The organism is Spirosoma oryzae, from assembly GCF_003002825.1.
GTDB lineage: Bacteria > Bacteroidota > Bacteroidia > Cytophagales > Spirosomataceae > Spirosoma > Spirosoma oryzae.
Window position 1 is genome coordinate 118,508 of the sequence record NZ_PVTE01000008.1, and the last position, 20,033, is coordinate 138,540.

General features: G+C 55.5%; 12 protein-coding genes. 7 read left to right on the forward strand and 5 right to left on the reverse strand.

Annotated elements, in window-relative coordinates:
- Positions 1-27: 27 nt before the first annotated feature.
- The 6 genes from CLV58_RS11155 to CLV58_RS11180 all read left to right on the forward strand — a co-directional run bounded on the left by CLV58_RS11155 (position 28) and on the right by CLV58_RS11180 (position 11,821).
- Entirely contained in the window at positions 28-1,440 is a 1,413-nt protein-coding gene (locus CLV58_RS11155; protein ID WP_106137891.1) for an alpha-amylase family glycosyl hydrolase, read from the forward strand.
- A 175-nt stretch (positions 1,441-1,615) separates the two neighbouring features.
- Entirely contained in the window at positions 1,616-3,652 is a 2,037-nt protein-coding gene (locus tag CLV58_RS11160) for an OmpA family protein (protein ID WP_245882301.1), read from the forward strand.
- Positions 3,653-3,954: 302 nt separating this feature from the next.
- On the forward strand, positions 3,955-5,691 hold the full coding sequence (locus tag CLV58_RS11165) for a hypothetical protein (RefSeq protein WP_245882302.1): 1,737 nt from the start codon (positions 3,955-3,957) through the stop codon (positions 5,689-5,691).
- 14 nt (positions 5,692-5,705) lie between these two features.
- The gene (locus tag CLV58_RS11170; protein WP_170108691.1) at positions 5,706-6,842 is read left to right on the forward strand and encodes an acyltransferase family protein; all 1,137 of its coding nucleotides are present in this window, start codon (positions 5,706-5,708) and stop codon (positions 6,840-6,842) included.
- Between the two features lie 174 nt (positions 6,843-7,016).
- A complete protein-coding gene (locus CLV58_RS11175) occupies positions 7,017-11,219 on the forward strand; it encodes a hybrid sensor histidine kinase/response regulator (RefSeq protein WP_106137894.1) in 4,203 nt (1,400 codons plus the stop codon).
- A 176-nt stretch (positions 11,220-11,395) separates the two neighbouring features.
- Positions 11,396-11,821, forward strand: coding sequence for a hypothetical protein (locus CLV58_RS11180; RefSeq protein WP_106137895.1), 426 nt, complete (start codon positions 11,396-11,398; stop codon positions 11,819-11,821).
- A 27-nt stretch (positions 11,822-11,848) separates the two neighbouring features.
- On the opposite strand, the gene uxuA is transcribed toward CLV58_RS11180, so the two are convergent.
- From uxuA to CLV58_RS11205, 5 genes are all read right to left on the reverse strand, one after another.
- Positions 11,849-13,054, reverse strand: a complete 1,206-nt coding sequence (gene uxuA / locus CLV58_RS11185; RefSeq protein WP_245882303.1) for a mannonate dehydratase — start codon at positions 13,052-13,054, stop codon at positions 11,849-11,851.
- A 57-nt stretch (positions 13,055-13,111) separates the two neighbouring features.
- Complete coding sequence (locus CLV58_RS11190) at positions 13,112-14,509, reverse strand: MFS transporter (RefSeq protein ID WP_281257902.1); 1,398 nt, start codon at positions 14,507-14,509, stop codon at positions 13,112-13,114.
- A gap of 237 nt (positions 14,510-14,746) precedes the next feature.
- The gene (locus tag CLV58_RS11195) at positions 14,747-15,847 is read right to left on the reverse strand and encodes an alkene reductase (protein ID WP_106137898.1); all 1,101 of its coding nucleotides are present in this window, start codon (positions 15,845-15,847) and stop codon (positions 14,747-14,749) included.
- A 125-nt stretch (positions 15,848-15,972) separates the two neighbouring features.
- Positions 15,973-18,528, reverse strand: a complete 2,556-nt coding sequence (locus CLV58_RS11200) for a TonB-dependent receptor (RefSeq protein ID WP_106137899.1) — start codon at positions 18,526-18,528, stop codon at positions 15,973-15,975.
- A gap of 99 nt (positions 18,529-18,627) precedes the next feature.
- A complete protein-coding gene (locus tag CLV58_RS11205) occupies positions 18,628-18,957 on the reverse strand; it encodes a winged helix-turn-helix domain-containing protein (protein WP_106137900.1) in 330 nt (109 codons plus the stop codon).
- A 282-nt stretch (positions 18,958-19,239) separates the two neighbouring features.
- Here CLV58_RS11205 and CLV58_RS11210 point away from each other — a divergent pair, with 282 nt between their 5' ends.
- Positions 19,240-20,001: a glycosyltransferase family 2 protein gene (locus tag CLV58_RS11210; RefSeq protein WP_106137901.1), complete on the forward strand. Its 762-nt coding sequence runs from the start codon at positions 19,240-19,242 to the stop codon at positions 19,999-20,001.
- The last annotated feature ends 32 nt before the right edge of the window (positions 20,002-20,033 follow it).

Consider the following 20,033-nt stretch of genomic DNA (forward strand, 5'->3'; position numbering starts at 1 on the left):
TTCTTAATTTGTACGCCAATCTCTGGTATGATTCGAACATATCTACTTACCGCTCTTACGGCCTGTCTTTTGCTGACGGGGTGCGGAGAGAAACAGTCAACTGACCAAACAAAGGCTGTTAACGAAACCGCTGATACCACAGCAGTACCTGCCCCCCCCGCGCCGGAATGGGCCAAGAACGCAACGATTTACGAGATCAATACCCGGCAGTTTTCGGCAGAGGGAACGTTCAAAGCGGTCGAAAAACAACTGCCCCGTCTGAAAGAGATGGGCGTGGATATTCTGTGGCTGATGCCGATTTATCCCATCAGCCAGACGAACAAGAAAGGAACGCTCGGCAGTCCCTACGCCGTCGCCGACTATAAAGCGATCAATCCCGATTACGGCACGGCCGCCGATCTGAAAGCCCTCGTCAACCGAGCCCACGCGCTGGGCATGCACGTCATTCTCGACTGGGTGGCCAACCATACGGGCCGTGACCATGTCTGGACACGGGAACACCCCGACTGGTATACACTCGTCAACGGGCGGATGATCGCGCCCATTGATCCAAAGACGGGGAAACCCACCGACTGGACCGACGTGATCGATCTGAACTACGACAATCCGGCCCTGCGCACCGGTATGATCGACGCCATGCAGTACTGGGTGCGCGAGTTCGACGTCGACGGCTATCGCTGCGACGTAGCCGGCTTTGTTCCCGTCGACTTCTGGGCGCAGCTACGGCCCAAACTCGACTCGATCAAAACGGTCTTTATGCTGTCGGAATGGGAAGACGAACCCGAACAGTTCAAAGCCTGCTTCAACATGAACTACGGCTGGAGCATGCATACCGTGATGAAAGCCATTGCTAAGGGAGCCCGCAAAGCCCCCAGTATCGACTCACTGCGGGAAGCCAATCAGAAGCGATTCCCGGCCTGGTACTATCAGATGCTCTTCACGCAAAACCATGACGAAAACAGTTGGAACGGTACGCTGAACGAGTCGTTCGGTCCGGCCGCCGACGCCATGATCGTACTGAGTAGCACGCTGGAAGGCATGCCGCTGGTGTACAACGGCATGGAATCGAAACTGGATAAGCGACTGGCCTTTTTCGAAAAAGACAGCATCAGCTGGGGTACCTACGAGAAGGCCCCGTTTTTCAAAGCACTATTGACGCTGAAGCACCGCAATCGGGCGCTCTGGAATGGCCTGGCCGGTGGTAAGGCCCAGAAAATCACGACCGACCACGATGCTGCGATCTACGCCTTTCACCGGCAGCGCGACAACGACCGGGTAACCGTGGTGCTCAACCTGAGCGATAAGCCGCAAACGTTCCGGCTGCTGGGTGAGGGCTACGAAGGCATGTACACCGACGTCTTCGATCATCAGTCGCTCGAACTTCGTCCGTACAGTTCTATGACACTACAGCCTTGGGGTTATCGGGTTCTGACCAATTAAGCGAGACCGTCACTTTCTGGTGCCTGTCCGATGACAGAGTAATATCAAAATTGTATCTTAGACAATAATACCCACCCACCAACCGTAAACCGGATAGCGAAAACTGACCATTTCATTGCCTTTGCTAATGCGTACTCGACGGGTTCTGCCTGCTTTTCTTCCTTTCTTTTTTGGAATGACCGCCCCCTTCGTCGGTACGTATGCGCAGTCGGCAGCCGAGACACCCGTGCAGTGGGCAAGTAGTGCGCTGGGCGCTTCATCCGAAAAACGGGGTGAGCAGTACGGTGAACAGTACAAGGCATCGCAGGCACTGGGTCGTCCGAGTAAACTGCCGCAGCTGGGCGAAAGCCCGACGGCCTGGGCCCCCCAGCTAGCCGACAATCCGGCCGACGACTGGATTCAGGTTGGCTTTTCAACCCCTACGCCAGCCCGACAGGTCGTAGTCGCCGAGAACGTCAATCCGGGTGCCGTCGTGCGGGTTGTCGTTACCGACGAAGCGGGTACGGACCATACGGTGTATACCAATCCGAAGCCCCAGCCCCGCCCCGATCCGCTACTGTATGTTGCCCTGCCCGACGCAGGACTCACGGTTGCCAAAGTCAAGGTCTTTATCAACAGCGGAGCCATCCGGGGCATCAATCAAATCGACGCCATCGGTCTGACAGCTGATACAAATCCAATTACGGTCGGTGTACGGCTGGCGAAAGACACGCCCAAGGATATTGTCAAAGAGAATTTGGGCAAGGGTGTTAACTCAGCCGGGCAGGAAGTGGCCCCTGTTATCTCACCCGATGGCCGGACCCTCTATTTCACCCGCAATTTCAACAAGGCCAATATCGGCTCGCCCGATCACCAGGATGTCTGGTATTCAACGCTATCGTCGGGCAGCAACGGCACCCCGGCGGGCTGGAGCGACGCGATCAACATGGGCCCGCCGATCAACAACGCCAGCGACAACGCCATTAGCGGTATTTCGGCCGATGGCAAAACGGTTTATCTGCTGAACATCTACCAACCCAACGGCGGCACGACCTACGGCATCTCCAAATCCATCCGGACCAAAGCGGGCTGGTCGTTTCCGGCGGGGCTGACGATCAAGAACAATTACAACCTGCCCGAAAAGGAAAGTGACAATTCGGTCGAAACCGAACTCGCCGTTGCGCCCGATGAGCGTACGCTGATTCTGTCGGTACGCCGGCGCGACACGCGTGGCGACCGGGATCTGTACGCCACGCACCTGCTGCCCGACAAGACCTGGAGCGAGCCGGTACACATGGGCAACACGATCAACACGGCCGATGTCGAGAGCGCACCTTTCCTGGCATCGGACAACCGAACGCTTTATTTCACGTCGCGGGGTCATGCCGGCTACGGAAACGGCGACATCTACGTATCCCGGCGGATCGGTGATTCCTGGACGGAGTGGAGCGAACCCGAAAACCTGGGGCCGGGCATCAACACACCCGAGTGGGATGGCTATTTCACCATTCCGGCAGCGGGTGATTTTGCCTACCTCAGCTCCCGCTCGAACTCGCTGGGTGAAGACGACATTTTTCGGCTGAAACTGTTTCCGGCCATCAAGCCCAACCCGGTGGCAATCATTTCGGGACAAGTCCTCGACGCCAAAACCAAAAAGCCGCTGGCAGCCCAGGTCGTCGCCGAGCTGTTTGGTCAGCGAAAAGACATTACCAAGGTCGATTATGACCCTGAGACGGGCGCATTCAAACTGATTTTGCCCACCCAGAGTCAGTACACGCTCAAGGCAAGCAAAGAAGGGTACTTCGCCCCGACCGACGTCATCGACCTGAGCAAAGACAAGCGTTTCCGCGACATCAAGCGCAACCTGTATCTGCTCAAGATCGAGCCGGGGCAGGTCATCACGATGCGGGAGATCCTGTTCGATCAGGGGCATTACGAACTGATGACCGGGGCCGACGCCGAACTGGACCGGGTTGTCGAGATGCTGAATACGCACCCGACGATGGAAATTATGGTTGAAGGGCACTCCGATAATCAGGGCGAGTGGGACTCCAATATGAAGCTCTCCGCCGACCGAGTGCAGACCGTCCGAAACTACCTGATCGAGAAAGGTATACCCGATTCCCGTATTCAAACCAAGGCCTGGGGACCAAGCCGTCCGGTGGCCAGTAACGAAACCGAAGAGAAACGTAAACTGAACCGGCGGGTAGAATTCACGATCCTGAAAATGTAGCTACGTTGAAATTGCCGTAGTTTTGACCGCATGCTACTCGCTTTTAGTACCCGCCGGACTACACGATGTGGTTTTAAACGTAACCCAGTGCTGGCGAGTAGGCGTCCAGGTTTTTATTAACGAGTTCACGCTATGCGTAATGATTTTACAACCGCTGTCGGGCAAATCGGGCAGAGGAATAACAATGTCGTGTTTCTACTTGCCAACCTAAGCTATAATCAGCAATACCATCCGCAACCAACAGGGCAAGCCCAGGTTAGCCTTGTTCGGCAACTACAGTCACGTATGAATTGAGTCGGGAAATGAGTAAACAGCTACCAACTCAATACGCCCGGCTACTAGCCGGGCTTTTGCTGGCCTTACCGCTCGCTGGTTTTGTGCTACTCTGGCAGCGCTATGCCGTTAATGTCCCGAAATGGGATGACCATGCGCTTCGGCATTTTCTGCTCCTGGCAGATCAGGCCCCTACCCTGTCCAATAAGCTGTATCAGTTTGTCAAGCAGCATAACGAACACCGGATCGCCTACGACCGGATCATAGCCTGGCTCGACTATCAGCTAACGGGCAAACTCAATTTCCGACACCTGATGGTCGTGGGCAACCTGAGTCTGCTGGGGCTGCTGCTGGTATTCGTCAGCGTGTTGCGCCGGGCAGGCCGACCGCTGTTGTACGCCGTTCCCGTCGCGTGCTTGCTGTTCAACCTGTCGCAGTGGGAAAACATGTACTGGGGCATGGCCGCGCTGCAAAATTTCTCGATCATGCTGTGGGTGGTCGGTGCCGTGTATTACCTGTCGTACACCAATCGATTGACTACTGCTATCGGGCTGGCTGTACTGGCTACGCTGACGAGTGGCAATGGGTTGCTGGTATGGCCCATCGGGGCGTTGATTCTCTTTTTGCGGCTGGCGCAGCCGCACAGCACCCGACGGCCGCTGGTAACCTGGCTACTGATCAGCGGGGGTGCTATCGGACTCTATTTTATCGGGTTTACCAAACCGGGCGATATTGCCTACGTGCAGGCAAGCATCGGCACATTACTCGGTGGCTGGTTTGCGTTCATGGGTGCCACAGCACAGATTGTTCCCGTCACGTCGTCCCTACGGCTGTGCACGCTACTGGGCGGTCTCATGGTGCTGGGCGCGCTGGTTGTAATCGGCTGGTCCGGCCTGACACATCGGCAGGCGATTGGTCGCAGTTTTCAATGGTTGGTTGTTCACCCGAAAAAGCGGGCCATAGCCTCGGGAGCTGTACTGCCACCAGCGACGCTCTTCTTCTGGGGCACGGCGTTGTTTCTGCTCATTACCGGACTCGTTGTCGCACGGGCGCGCGTAGGCTTTGGCGCTGACCTGCTGATTACCAGCCGGTACAAGCCTTACTCGCTAACCCTGCTGGCCCTGCTATACACCTATGCCGTCGTCTGGCTTGGTGGGCAGCTCGGGCAATGGACCATGCGGCTGGGCATTCTGGCGGGCCTGCTTGTCGGCGGGTTGTCGTATCTATCGTTTCTGGACGAAACCATCTGGTGGCGGCACTGGCTGCTGACCAACCAATTCAACTGGCGCTATTCGACAAATCGACCCGTTGAACAGGTTGATTCGGTTACCCGACAGTACCTGGAACCGGCACCGGCTTTTTACACCGACGCTTTATCCGTACTTTTCGGGCCGGTTCAGGGATCGGTTGTACCCGTGCAGGTCGATTCGTCGGCAGCGGGCTATCGGATTACCAACGAATCGCTGCTGGCCGATCCGACGCGTAGCCCTGATGCGGGCGCTTACGTGGTTGCCCGGTCGGCGAAACGGACGTACCTGTTTCCGGTGTGGCAAACGGTTGTATCGCCGGTATCGGCACGGTTCATGCCGGGCAGATTGTTTAAGCCCGGTTTCCATGCCGATTTTACCCGGTACGAACTGGCGAAAGACACCTACGCCCTGCACGTGCTAATCGTAGACCCCGGCCAACCGTACCGGCTTTACCCAACGAACAAAACGCTTACGTCGGCAGGCCCACCACCCGACACGACGAGTAAAAACTGGTAATGATAACACAACAAATGACAGCCCGCCCCGTACTGGGCCACCTCCGTCAGCTCGACGGTATTCGGTTTCTGGCCGTAGGGCTGGTACTGTTTGACCACTGGACAATGGAGCATATTGACCTACCAGTGGGCGCACTGGGGGCCTTAGGCGTCACCATTTTTTTTGTACTGAGCGGTTTTCTGATCACGCGCATTCTACTGTCGAGTAAAGACAAACTAAGTAAGCAGCCAAGCGGTGGTCTCGGTAAGTACTTGAAAGTCTTTTACATTCGCCGTACGATTCGTATTTTCCCAGTCTACTACCTAACGTTATTTGTACTTTACCTAGTTAATGAGCCTCCAGTTCGCCGAACGTTTGGCTGGCTATCCTTATACGCAACCAATCTATACATAGCTTACCATGCAACTTGGATGGGCACCGTTGACCATTTATGGTCATTAGCCGTTGAGGAGCAGGTCTATCTATTCTTACCGCTACTGTTATTTTTCATACCTCGCCGGTACATCGTACTCACGTCTCTACTGATGATAGCGGGAAGCGTGATCTTACGCTACGCACTATACCGGGCCAGGCTCCCCTGGTTTATTGGATATGTATCAACGCCAACTTGTTTAGATGCCTTCGGATTGGGTATGCTCATGGCCTATCTGTGGCTTTATAAACGAACCCAGTTCGAGGGTTTATTTCAATCCTCACTCTGGGTATGGCTAGGACTACTTGGATTCATCAGTGTGTGTTTGTTAAACTATTGGATAGCGTTGAATTCATCTAGAGGATACCATAATATTATGTCTGATGTATGGGAGCGTTTAGCAGCCTCTATATTCGGGTTCTTCCTGATCGGCCGGGCGGTGATCGGGTTCGACGGTGCGATGAAATGGGTACTGGAAAACCCGGTCAGTCAGTACATGGGCCGTATCAGTTACGGGCTGTACCTCTACCACAACTTTGTGTTCAACGTGTACCATACCCAGCCAACGCATTTTACGGTTCGGGCCTGGCGACGGATTACCGATGTGCTGCCCTTTTTGAACAGCTCGTATAGTTTTCAATTCAGTTTTTATCTGGCGTTGACGGTTGCCATCGCTACGCTGTCCTGGTACCTGATCGAAAAACCGATCAACAACCTGAAAGACAGGTTTACAATATAACGTCGATTGATTGTACGCGCGCGGGCAGTACCGTATCTTAGATATCAGGTAACTTGTTGACACCTGAATTCTTCTCCCTAAAACTTAATTAGTACTTTTCGATTGGCAAACTAATTGCCCGTGCAGTCTAAACACTACACTTTGTACGCATCAGGTACAGCTCGTAAGTTCTCTATGGGCGGCTATCCATCCATCCTCTATCGACTTCGCCCGTATCAGTTCGTTCCCTATCGGCGATGGCCCCTTATATTGCTTTTCTGGGCAAGTGCATCCCTTGCCCAGCCTGTCAACCAGCGATTCTCATACCTGACAACGGATCAGGGCCTGTCCCAGAACAATGTAACCAGCATTCTTCAGGACCGGCAGGGGTTTATGTGGTTCGGTACCCGCGACGGGCTCAACAGATTCGACGGCTATACCTGCACGGTGTACCGGCATACCGCGCTAAACCCGGCCAGTATCGGCGATAACTTCGTGCAGGCCCTGTTTATGGACCGGCAGGGGCGGCTTTGGGCGGGTACCGAAAATGGAGGCCTGAGCCAATTTGACAGCCGCACGGAACGCTTCACCAACTATCAGCATAATATCGGTGACGCGACCAGTTTACCCAGCAACCAGATACGGGCCATCGTCCAGGATAAGCAAGGGTATCTGTGGCTTGGTACGGGGCGGGGCGGCTTGTGCCGATTTCACCCCGATAAGCACACCATTACCACGTATAAACGAGACTTTACCGACTCGACCACACTAAGCGATCACTCGGTCAATGCGCTGTGCATCGATCAGCAGGGCACGCTGTGGGTCGGTACGTCCAAAGGGCTGGATCGGTTCAATCCGAAAACCGGTCGGTTCACGCATTACAGACATAATCCCGGTAATCCGCTCTCGCTCAGCACCGACAACATCAACGTGCTCTATGCGGATAGTCAGGGTCAGTTGTGGGTCGGGCTCGAAGGGGGTGGTCTCGATCGGTTGCTACCCGACAAGACGGGCTTCGCCCACTACCGAAAAACAAACGGAACGACAAAACAGCTGAGCCATCTGGATGTCATTTCGCTGCTCGAAGATCAACACCATAACTTGTGGGTCGGTACCCGCAATGGCGGCATTACAGTTCGCCATCCCGACGACACGTTCACCTACTATTCGGTCAACGAGAGCCTGTCGGGTAGCCTGAACAACGGCGCGATCTATTCCCTGTATCAGGATAAAACGAGTACGATGTGGGTCGGCACGTACTCAGGTGGGGTAAATCGGCTGTCGACCAATCCGCCCCAGTTTACGCTCTACCAGAACCGACCCAGCGAGTCCAACCAACTCAGTAACAACAACGTAATCAGTATTCTGGTCGACAAAGCCGAAACCGTGTGGGTTGGCACCGACGGTGGTGGCATCAATAAATTACCCAAAGGGGCATCGACCTTCACCGCGTATCATCACCAACCGGACGACTACCAGAGTCTGGGTAGTGAGTATGTGATGGCGGTAACAGAGGACTCGAAAGGGCGCATCTGGACCGGTAATTACAAAGGGGGACTCAGTCTGTACAACCCCGGCACTGACCGGTTCAGCACCGACCCCGCCCTAGCTCAGCTCAGTATCTGCTCGATTCTGGAAACCCGGGATAAACTGCTCTGGATCGGTACGCTCAACAACTTATTACTTCGCTACAATCCGGCGACTAAAACCGCAAAATGGTATCCGTTCGAGGCTGAAACCATTACCGACCTGCACGAAGACCCGCAGGGACAGTTGTGGATCGGTACGGAAGGCTACGGCGTGTATGTCTTTACGCCAGACAAGGGCTTTGTGGCCCGGTACGTCAACGACAAGCGCAAGCCCGGCAGCCTGAGCAGCAACCTCGTCAACGTTTTTTACCGGGATTCAAAAAGCCGGCTTTGGGTCGGTACGAGCAGCGGGCTTAGCCGCTTCAACCCGGCCGACCAGACATTCACCACCTACGGTTTGCGGGATGGATTACCCAACGAAGTCATCCAAAGTATTCAGGAAGACAAGCGGGGTCGCCTGTGGCTGAGTACAAACAAGGGGCTTAGCGTCTTCGATCCATCAACCAAAGCAATTCGTAGTTTCGACCGTAATGATGGGCTGCAAAGCTCGTCATTCAACCGGCTCTCGTCTGCCCGCACCACCAGTGGACGGCTTTATTTCGGTGGGCTTCGGGGTATGAACAGTTTTTACCCCGACAGTATTCGGTATAACCGGCTTATCCCCCCGGTGTACATAACCAGCCTGCAAATTCTCAACAAGCCCGTCGACGTGCGGGATACCAACTCCGTTCTGCAACAGGCCATCACCCAGACCCACGACCTGACACTACCGTACAATCAGTCGGTATTAACGTTTGGCTTTTCGGCCCTGAACTACATCCAGTCGGCCAAAAACCAGTATGCGTACAAACTTGAGGGATTCGACGCCAATTGGGTTCAGGCCGGTAGCAACCGTACGGCAACGTATACCAACCTGAATCCGGGCGACTACGTCTTTCGGGTGAAAGCATCGAACAACGACGGAATCTGGAATCAACAAGGCACCTACATCGCTATTCACATCGTCCCTCCGTTCTGGAAAGCGTGGTGGTTTCGACTGCTCATCCTGATTGGTTTATTGCTGCTGCTATATGGTATCTACCGCTTGCGGATTCAGTCGATCCGGCGGCAGCAGGACATCCTTCGACGGCAGGTTGGTGAGCGAACGCGGGAGGTGACCGATCAGAAGCACGCCTTGGTCGAGCAGGCGAACCGACTGAAATCGCTCAACGAACAACTTGAGCAGCAGGCACGCCAGGAGCAGCAGGCGCGGCAGGAAGCCGATCAGGCCAACCGGGCGAAAAGCGCGTTTCTGGCCACCATGAGCCACGAAATCCGGACGCCTATGAACGGTGTTATCGGTATGACAGCTTTACTGAACGACACGCCCCTTTCCGACGAACAGCGCGACTACACCAGCACGATCCGTAGTTGCAGCGAGAGTCTGATGGGCATCATCAACGATATCCTCGACTTCTCCAAAATTGAATCAGGGCATATGGAGCTGGAATCGCGGGAGATCGACCTACAGGACTGCATTGAAGAAGTGCTCGACGTTTGCGCCGGCAAAACAAGTCAACCGTACCTGAATCTGCTGTACCAGATCGACCCGCAGGTGCCCCGCTATCTGATCGGCGACGGGCTACGATTGAAGCAGATTCTGATGAATCTGGTCGGTAATGCCGTTAAGTTTACACAGCAGGGCGAAGTCCTGGTGCGTGTCAGCCTGGCTAGTCATCCCGATGACCGGCCGATGCGCCTGGCGTTCTCCGTCCGCGACACAGGTATCGGTATCCCAGCCAATAAACTCGACCGCCTGTTTAAAGCCTTCTCGCAGGTCGATTCATCGCATACGCGTCAGTACGGTGGTACGGGCCTTGGGCTAATCATCAGCCAGCGACTGGTCGAGTTGATGGGGGGCCAAATCCGCGTAGAGAGTCAGGTCGACGTAGGTACGACGTTCTCCTTGACGATCAATACCCAACCCAGTACGGTAGCACACCCACCGGGCGAACCGTTCGTCTTTCCGTCGCAACCAGGGCGGGGCCTCCTATACGTGGACGACAATACCACTGGCCGACTGATTGCCGGGCAGTGTCTCAATACATTCAAGGTACCCGCCGAACTGGCCGACTCCGGCGAGCAGGCACTTACTATCCTGGCGCAGGGGAAACCGTTTTCGCTCATTATTATCGACCGACACATGCCCGGTATGGACGGGATCGAACTAGCCCGCCGAATTCGATCCCAGCATGGCCTTGTTCCAACCATACTACTCACGGCCAAGGGCGACGATCGTAGTCAGATTCCTTCCGATCTGTTCGATGCTATACTAACCCGCCCTGTCCGCCGACATCTGCTGGAGAAGGCGGTGATGAAATTACTGTACCCCTCTGTCCCCCCCCCGCCACCACCAGCCCCCCTACCGCTATTTACAAAACAGTTTGCCCTCGATTACCCCCTACGTATCCTGATTGCGGAAGACAATCCGATCAACGAAAAAATGCTGGTGCTGGCGCTGGGCAAGTTAGGCTACACGCCTTCCGTCGTACACAATGGCCGGGAAGCCGTCGATAGCTCACCGGAGCAGTACGACCTGATTCTGATGGATATGCAAATGCCGGAAATGGATGGCCTGGAAGCCACGCGGCTCATCCGGCAACAGCCTGTTCGGCAACCCTGGATTGTGGCCCTGACGGCTAACGCGCTCCAGGAAAATCAGCAACAGTGTCTTGATGCGGGAATGGATGCGTACCTGACAAAACCACCCCGTTTCGAAGAATTAAAAAATGTGCTTCAGCGCGCCTGCTTTGTCATGACAAGCCACTAACCGGTCAGTAGCAACAGCAGCCGGTTCCCTGACACTGCCCCCCTACAACCTCCCTCACTATGAGTAGTTTACGACTGGGCACAAGTAGCATGTCGCTGACTTAGCCCCCAAACTTTTGTGGAAACGGCGAGTTACGTTAGCGAGTATCGACACTGACACTCGTAACAAATCGACGTATGAAAACTGTATTAGTAGCGACGGCCCTGCTCATCGGTGCGGCTGCCGTAAGTGCGCAGGCACAAACAACTAACTCGACACCAAATTCGACGCAGACCCGCACGGGCGCTGGTGTTGACCCTACTGGCACCTCCGGCATGGGTAGCGGCACTACCACAGACTCGCGTGCCACCCGCGCTTACCCCGCCAATGGTGCCACCAACAATACCAAAACGATGAACCGTCGCCGGTCGTCGGCGCAATCGACTGAACGTACAGGTGCCGGTATCGATCCGCAGGGAACGTCCGGCATGGGCAGCGGAACGACTACCGATTCACGCGCTACCCGCGCATACCCCGCCGATGCCGCCACGACAAACTCGATGTCGACACAAAGCAGCATGAGCAAAAAGACGACGACAAAAACGAAAAAGAGCAGCAACTAATTTGTAGTCCAGACCTAAATATCTGGGCTATAGACTCATTCGAATGCCCATCTCCAGACCCCGGAGTTCAGCCAGACCGCGCAACCGTCCGATGGCTGAATAGCCGGGGTAGGTTGTTTTGGTCAAATCGTCGAGCATCTGATGGCCGTGGTCAGGGCGCATCGGTATGTCGGTTAGTTCTTCGCCAGTCTCAGCCCGGCGTAACTCTTCGCGAACCAGCGCCCGTACAACCGCGTACATATCGACGTCGCCCGTCAGATGGTCAGCTTCGTGGAAGGTCAGGGCACCAGGCAGATTGACCGGTTCACGCTTGGTTGCGCGAAGGTGGACGAAATGGATGCGCGACCCGAAACGTTCCGCCATGCCCGCCAGGTCATTGTCAGCCCTAACCCCCAGCGAACCAGTACAGAACGTAAGGCCGTTGGCAGGTACGTCACAGGCAGCAAACAACTGGGCAATATCGGCTTCGGTACTCACCACGCGTGGCAATCCCAGCAACGGCATCGGTGGATCGTCGGGATGGATGCAAAGCCGGACACCAAGTGCCTGGGCGAGCGGAGCTACCTCCCGAATGAAATGATACAGGTGTTCGCGTAGTTGCGCGTCGCCGATCGCGTTGTATTCGTCCAGTCGTGCCTGAAACGAGTCGAACGAGAAGGCTTCTCCCGAACCGGGCAACCCCAGCAACACCGTATTCGTTAGTCCCGTAATCGCTTCCTCGGTCATCGTCGCGTATTGCCGATGGGCCGCTTCAGCGACCGCTGGGTCATAATCCGCTTCGGCACCGGGCCGGCGCAGCAGGCACAAATCGAAAACGGCGAAGTCTTCCCAGACAAAACGCAACCCCCGCGAACCGTCCGGCATTTCGTACGACAGATTGGTACGCGACCAGTCGAGCACGGGCATGAAGTTGTAACAGACCGTCTTGATACCGCACTGCGCCAGATTGCGCAGCGACGTCCGGTAGTTGTCGATGTACAGATCGCGCTCGGGCAGTCCTTTTTTGATGGCTTCGTGCACCGGCAGACTTTCGACCACGGACCAGTGCAGCGGGCAGTACCGATCATTATCGGTTTCAATCAGCGCGATCCGTTCCTGAATGGCGTCGACCGACCACACATCGCCGACCGGAATTTGGTGTAAAGCCGTGACGACGCCCGTGCAGCCTGCCTGCCGGAGGGTCATCAGCGGAACCGGATCGGCCGGGCCGAACCAGCGCATAGTATGTTGCATAAAGGTAACCGCCGGCTCAGTGGCCCGGCGCAAGTGTAGGTGAAAAGGAGATTCGTATTAGCCGGGTATGTTCGTTTGTTTGGCGTGGCGGAACACGAACAGGTAAAGCAATGCCCAGGCGATCAGGTAAGCAGCTCCGGCGATGTAAAAGAGCTGATAATAGCCTTCCGACAACTGCCCCAGCTGCTTGTAATGGTCCAGCAATCGACCGACCAGCAGCGGAAACACGACCCCACCCAGCGTACCAGCCATCGTACCCAGTCCAACGACCCGGCTCAGCACCTGCTTTGGAAACTGATCGGCGGCAACGGTGAAAATATTCGCCGACCACGCCTGGTGCGCAGCCACGGCCAGTGACAGAATCGCTATAACGACACCCATGCTGTTTACCTGACTGATTGCAGTAACCGGTACTACGCAAACCGCAAACAGCAGCATGGCGTATTGCCGGGCACGGGTTGGGTGCCAGCCTTTTTGGATCAATTTAGAGGATAGTAAGCCGCCCCCAACGCTACCGATCGTAGCCGCCAGGTAGATGATAATCAGTGGCGCACCCAGCTTTTTCAGGTCGAGGTGATATACATCGGAGAGATATGCCGGCAGCCAGAACAGGAAGAACCACCAGATGGGGTCGGTCAGGAGTTTACCAGCCATGAAACCCCAGATGGCGCGGTTACCGAATATGTTATACCGCCCCAGCGTAGGTGTGTCGGCTCCCAGATCAGTAGCGCTGGCATCGCCGATCATGGCCGGTTCTTCAGCAATGTGCGCCAATTCCGCCGGACTCACGCGTGGATGTCGGGTGGGGACGTCATACATCAGCCACCAGGCCACAATCCAGACGAAGCCCAGTGCCCCGGTCGCAATAAACGCGGCCTGCCAGCCTGCCGCCAGTGCAATGGCCGGTACAACAGCGGGGGCAATGACGGCCCCAACGTTAGCGCCAGAATTGAAAATGCCGACGGCCAGCGCCCGTTCTTTCTTGGGAAACCATTCGGCCACGGTTTTGATCGATGCCGGGAAGTTACCCGCTTCACCGATACCCAGCAAGGCACGGGCGACCATAAACCCAGCCGTACTGCCCGCCAGCGCATGAACCATAGCCGCCAGACTCCACACCAGAATGGAGCCGACGTAGCCCAGCTTTGTACCGATCTTGTCGATGATATACCCCACCAGCAGCGTACTCAAGCCGTAAGCCGCCGTAAACGCCATAACGATACCGGCATAGTCGGACTCGGTCCAGCTAAATTCCTCCGCCAGAATTGGTTTCAGCAGACTGATTACCTGCCGGTCCAGGTAGTTTATGGTCGTGGCAATAAACAGCAACGCCACGATAAACCAGCGGTACTGACTCATGTCCCGGTCAGTCAGCGGGTTGGATGAGAGGGTTGACGAGGAAATAGTTGAGGGCATAAAAAAGGCGTTGTATTCGGATAGATTCGTACTACCCAAATACAACGCCCGCCCGTAGCTACTGCTTTCGTGGAAAACTTGTAACCTGAACCGGTCCGCTACACGGTGTAGCCCAGACCTCCAGGTCTGGTAGCCGTCAGGCTAATTTGCGGATGACGGTAACCTTCTTGGCCGCTAGCGCGTCCACCAGACCGGGAGGTCTGGGCTACACATCTGGTATCCGCCAACGCTGCTACGTAAGGAAAACACGTTTTCTACCGCTACACCGACGACAGCCTAGTTTGACCCGTTCAGAAACGGATAGTCCGTGTATCCTTTCGGGCCGCTGCCGTAGTATGTGGCGGGATCACCTTCGTTAAGCGGAGCCTTTGCCGCAAACCGCTCGACCAGATCGGGGTTAGCGATGTACAGCTTACCGAATGCAACCAAATCGGCGTAACCGGCTTCGATGGCCTGATTGCCCCGTTCGCGCGTGTAGGCGCTGTTGGTCATCAGCGTTCCCGAATACATAGGGCGGAAATGCTTCGCTACGTGTTTGATGGCAAACGGTACGTCATCGACCGGGGTAAACGGCTCCGACAGGTGGATATACGCCAGTCCGTAGTCGTTCAGTTTCTGCACGATATATTCGAACGTCGGCCGGGTCTGCTCGTCAATCTCCATGCCGAACAGACCATGTGAATCAGGGTTCATCCGTACCCCAACGCGTTCGAAATCAACGACAGCCCCGATCGCATCGAGTACCTCGAACAGAATCCGCGCGCGGTTTTCGATCGACCCGCCGTACTCATCCGTCCGCTGATTGGACGAGCCAACAAAGAACTGGTGCAGCAGATAGCCGTTCGACGCGTGTACTTCGACGCCGTCGAAACCAGCAGCAATGGCGTTGGCAGCCGCTTTCTGGTAATCCTGCACAGTTTGTTTGATCTCGTCGACGGTCAGGGCGCGGGGCGTCACGGTATCGACCGACCCGCTACTGATTCTGATTTTCACGTTCGGGTTGATGGCCGACGGTGCCACCGGCAAGTCCCCACCGTGAAACTCCGGATGCGATAGCCTGCCCTCGTGCCAAAGCTGACAGTAGATGTGTCCCCCCGCTACGTGAACTGCGTCGGTCACTTTTTTCCAGGCTTCAACCTGCGCATCCGTGTAAATACCGGGCGTATTGTGCACCCCCACGCCCTGTGGGTTTACCTGCGTTCCCTCGCTGATAATCAGGCCCGCCGAACTCCGTTGCCGGTAGTATTCGACGTGCAGTTCGGTGGGTACGTTTTCGTCATTATCGGCTCGGGTGCGCGTCAGAGGGGCCATCACAACCCGACTTGTCAATTTGATTGGACCCAGTTGGTACGGCTCCAGTAAGGCTTGTTTTTCCATAATCGTTTGTACGACTACCGCAGTAGAATCGATATGTGCGATAGTATTTGATGTACTAACAGGAAAATAGGTGACTTTGTCGCGCTATGGCTGCTGAAATTTAGAAGTACGCCCAGTGCCTGCGCTTATCGCCCTGGATCGAACGTGATGGTCGTGTAATAGAACCCGCCCACCGAAGGCCCACCGATAAACGTATAGTAGTATCGGTTCAGCAGATTGGTACCGCCCAGCTTGATCGATATTCCCGTCTTCGGAAGCCGGTAGTTGACCTGTGCATCGACATTGTTGATTGCCGGCACGAGACCCGTTGCCAGCGCCGATTGCCACAGAAATTCGCTCTGGTATTTAAAGCTGATCGTGGCTCCCACTCCGTTCCATAGGTTTGCGTTCGCCAGGCTGATGTTTGTGATCCATTTGGGTGTATTGAACGCTTCCTCCAGCCCGTCGCTATTGGCTGTCCGGTCGAGTTTAGCCAGCGAGGCATTTCCCGCCACCGACCACGCTCCGCCGATACTGTAGCGCAGGCCCAGGCTAGCCCCGTAATTATACACCCTCGTCTGCGCGTTGGTCCACAGTCGATAGCGGCCCTGCGTCGCCCGATTGTTGAGGTAATACGGGATTGAATCGGGCCGATTACCCAGCGGTACGTAGGCTTCTACCTGCGCGATGAAATTGCGGTAGATGGTGTAGTACGCATCGGCATCGACGTACAGCCGCTTTTTCAGCATCAGTCCCCGATAACCCAATTCAATACTGTTCACCTGCTCCGGCTTGATATACGTGTACGGATTCGCTTTAAGCAACCCTTTGTTCTTCTCGATTGCCTGCGCGGTCGTCAGTCGATTGCTGTTGACGTCGGTATTGATCGCCGTCTGAAAAGCATCGATCGAGCTGCGCAGGTACGACCGCTCGAAGATACCTTCCGACATAATCCGTAGCCCGCCGACCCGCTTCACGCCACCCGAATTGACGTTGGAGAAGGCTTCGAACAGCGACGGAAACCGGTAGCCGTTCTGGTACGACAGCCGCACCGTCTGCTCCGGACTGATCGAATAGACGGCAGCCACACGCGGATTCAGTCGGGGTTCGAAATACGTATTTTTGTCGATGCGCAGTGATGCAATCAGCTTCAACTGGTCGCCGACGAACGAGCGGGTGGCCTGCACGAAGGCCCCCATCTTTCCATACACCAGATTCTGCCCCGGCTCAGTGGGGTTGATGAAATAATTACCGTCGGGGTAAACAATGTAGCGCCGGAAGTCGAAACCAGCCAGCAGGTCGATACCGGTGCGTTGCCGAAATTGCCGCAACGCCACTTTCGTTGGTTCATACTGCCCTTCGGCATGATAGAGCCACGATTTCACTTGCAACGCAGCGCCAACATCCCAGTTGTTGATTGACCGGAGCCGCTCGATCTCCGCGTCGAAGGCAGGGGTGTGCGGTACCGGCCGGCCAGCATCGGCGAACGTACGTGCGTCGCGCAGGGCAGCAACTACCGATCGATCAGCGCGCGTGCTGGCAGCGAACTGGTTCGTGAAATCGGCAAACCACTTGTCGTCAGTCTTATACGCTTTGTCGATGTTCTCCGCCATCGACCGCAGATTATAGGAGTTGCCCGTGTTTTCGCTGGTGCGGTACGCCCGAAGCTGTACCGACGGTGAATGTAGCGTCAGACTATGCTGATCGAGTCGGTAGTTAGCGAGCCGGAACCGGTTGGTGCGCTGGTAGACATTGTCGAGCGTTGCGCCCTGATAGGTATACGCGATTTCGGTTGTCGGCGTCAGCCGATAGTGTATGGAAATGTCACCGCGCAGATTTCGTAGTCGGTAGTCGGTCACGTCGGCTTCGTAGTAGCCGGTTCGCGCTACGCTGTACCGTTTGCCACCCAGCGTCAACGTCCGCCGGTTCGCCGATTCATTCCCGTACGAGCTAACGGGGTCCTGCGCCGGATTGTCAGTACCCAACAGACCCAGCGACACGTTACCGTTGGGGTTCAGGTCCATGGTATTATTAGCGATCCAGTCGTACCCACGCTGATACACCAGATTTATTTTGACCGCGAACCGCCGGTCGACCACATGGGCGTAGCGCAGGCTTGTCTCCGAATACAGTTGCGCCGATTGCTGGCTATCGCCCAGGTGATTGACACCCGTCTTCTGGCTGATACTAAGCCCCGGCGAGTCGAATGGATTGCGGGTAATCAGGTTGGCCAGCCCGTTCAGTGCGTTCATTCCGTAGAGCGCCGATGCGACGCCCGGCACCACTTCAACACGCTGAATATCCAGATCCGAGGGTGCCAGCGCACTGGCAATGGGCGCGCCGATATGTGGTGCCTGGTTGTCGCGTCCGTCGACAAGCTGCGTAAATCGGACATTGGTCGTGTTGGCGAAACCGCGCGTATTGTAAACTTTAAAACCCAGACTTGACGTCAGGATCTGTACGCCTTTCAGATTCTCGATCGCATCGAAATACGACGGCTGCGCCGACTGGCGAATCTGCCGGGCATTAAGCGTTTCGATACTAACCGCTGACGTCAGCACCTGCTCGGGCACCCGCGAGGCCGACACAACGATCTCCGTGAGCTGCACCGATCGCAGCGAGTCGGCTTTCGACTGCGGTACGGAATCGGCCGGTGTTTGGGTTGATAGTACCTGCGTAGCGCACAGGAAAAGGTGGAGCATAGAGCGATCGTTATTTCCAGACAAAAATAACGATCGCTATCTTCTAGAAAACATAACGCTAGTTAATGGTCCAGGCTACGCAGCTACGTCCGGGCTACATCACGGCAACTGCGCCATTTCCTGCGTGATGAACTGGCGGAAGCGATCCTGCAGGCCCTGAAAGTAAGCGATGTATTTCAGGCCTTCTTCCGTAACGACGGCCCCGCCCCCCTTCTCACCGCCCGTCTGCGTAGCGACAAGGGGCGCATCGGCCTGTCCGTTCATCGACTGTACCAGTTCCCAGGCTCGCTTGTACGACATATTCATGGCTTTGGCTGCCTGGTTGATCGACCCGGTTCGCTGAATGTGTGTCAGCAGTTCGAGCCGGCCGATGCCGAAAAAACGGTCGCTGCCTTCCAGCCAGATGCGTCCATTTATCTGTATCTGCATGTCTCGTATCGTTTTCGTACTGTACCGGCAAAGGTACGTGCTTGTGATATACAGCGTCATGATCAGTACGACCGCATAGGCTGGCAGGTTTTTCGCTAGTAAATCCCACTAAATAAGCAATACGCCGGTAATACCAGTCACGCCTAACATTTGCCTATATTTGCCCTTGTTTTACGCTTTGTAAGTCAAGTACCCTACGTGTGTTGTGGCCCAGCGCCCAACCGGCATATAGGTGGACTGGCAAACGGCCCACCCACTCATTGAATCACACAAATACGCTGCATGAGCCTCCTGCTGTCAATTGTAATGCCAGCTTACAACGAAGAAGAAGTTATCGAAGTCGTTGTCAAGCAATGGACAGATTTGTTAGCCCGCCAATTTCCAGCCGACGATACTCGCCTGATCGTCGTTAACGACGGCTCCCGCGACAAGACCGGCGCTATTCTCGACGCCATCAAACCCCGTTATCCCAAACTGATGGTCGTTCACCAGCCTAACGGTGGCCACGGTAATGCCGTTGTCAATGGGTATCGGCAGGCGGTAGCGCTCGATTCGCAGTACGTGTTTCAGACCGATAGCGACGATCAGTTTATTGCTGAAGACTTCGCCAAGCTCTGGAACCTACGCGATACGTCGCCCTTCATTCTGGGGTACCGTGAAGAGCGGTACGACGCCCCTGCCCGGCTGGTCATCACCCGTATTCTGCGGTTCAGCATTGCCGCCATCTACGGCACGTACATCATGGACAGCAACATTCCCTTCCGACTGATTCGGGGTTCGTTCCTGAAGAAGCTGCTGGCCCAGCTGCCCACCCCAACCCCGTTTGCACCCAATATTTTTCTGGCGGTCATGGCCAAGAAAGCCGGTTTCAACACCTTCGATATCCCCATCACCCACAAGGAACGTCAGACCGGTACCGTCTCCATCCTGAAATGGAAGCTGCTGAAAGTCTGTTTCCAAAGTTTTCGGGAACTCGCCCAGTTCCGCTTTGACCTGGGCAGCAAGGTGAAAGCCCTGCGCAAACCCGAACCCGTTGCCGCCTAAACACCTGGCTTCTACAGCCAATTCAATCACTA

Excerpts from the sequence above, each read along its gene's own strand:
- CLV58_RS11155 (WP_106137891.1), top strand. The coding sequence starts at position 28 with ATGATTCGAACATATCTACTTACCGCTCTTACGGCCTGTCTTTTGCTG.
- CLV58_RS11160 (WP_245882301.1), top strand. The coding sequence starts at position 1,616 with ATGACCGCCCCCTTCGTCGGTACGTATGCGCAGTCGGCAGCCGAGACA.
- CLV58_RS11165 (WP_245882302.1), top strand. The coding sequence starts at position 3,955 with ATGAGTAAACAGCTACCAACTCAATACGCCCGGCTACTAGCCGGGCTT.
- CLV58_RS11170 (WP_170108691.1), top strand. The coding sequence starts at position 5,706 with ATGACAGCCCGCCCCGTACTGGGCCACCTCCGTCAGCTCGACGGTATT.
- CLV58_RS11175 (WP_106137894.1), top strand. The coding sequence starts at position 7,017 with ATGGGCGGCTATCCATCCATCCTCTATCGACTTCGCCCGTATCAGTTC.
- CLV58_RS11180 (WP_106137895.1), top strand. The coding sequence starts at position 11,396 with ATGAAAACTGTATTAGTAGCGACGGCCCTGCTCATCGGTGCGGCTGCC.
- uxuA (WP_245882303.1), bottom strand. The coding sequence starts at position 13,054 with ATGCAACATACTATGCGCTGGTTCGGCCCGGCCGATCCGGTTCCGCTG.
- CLV58_RS11195 (WP_106137898.1), bottom strand. The coding sequence starts at position 15,847 with ATGGAAAAACAAGCCTTACTGGAGCCGTACCAACTGGGTCCAATCAAA.
- CLV58_RS11200 (WP_106137899.1), bottom strand. The coding sequence starts at position 18,528 with ATGCTCCACCTTTTCCTGTGCGCTACGCAGGTACTATCAACCCAAACA.
- CLV58_RS11205 (WP_106137900.1), bottom strand. The coding sequence starts at position 18,957 with ATGCAGATACAGATAAATGGACGCATCTGGCTGGAAGGCAGCGACCGT.
- CLV58_RS11210 (WP_106137901.1), top strand. The coding sequence starts at position 19,240 with ATGAGCCTCCTGCTGTCAATTGTAATGCCAGCTTACAACGAAGAAGAA.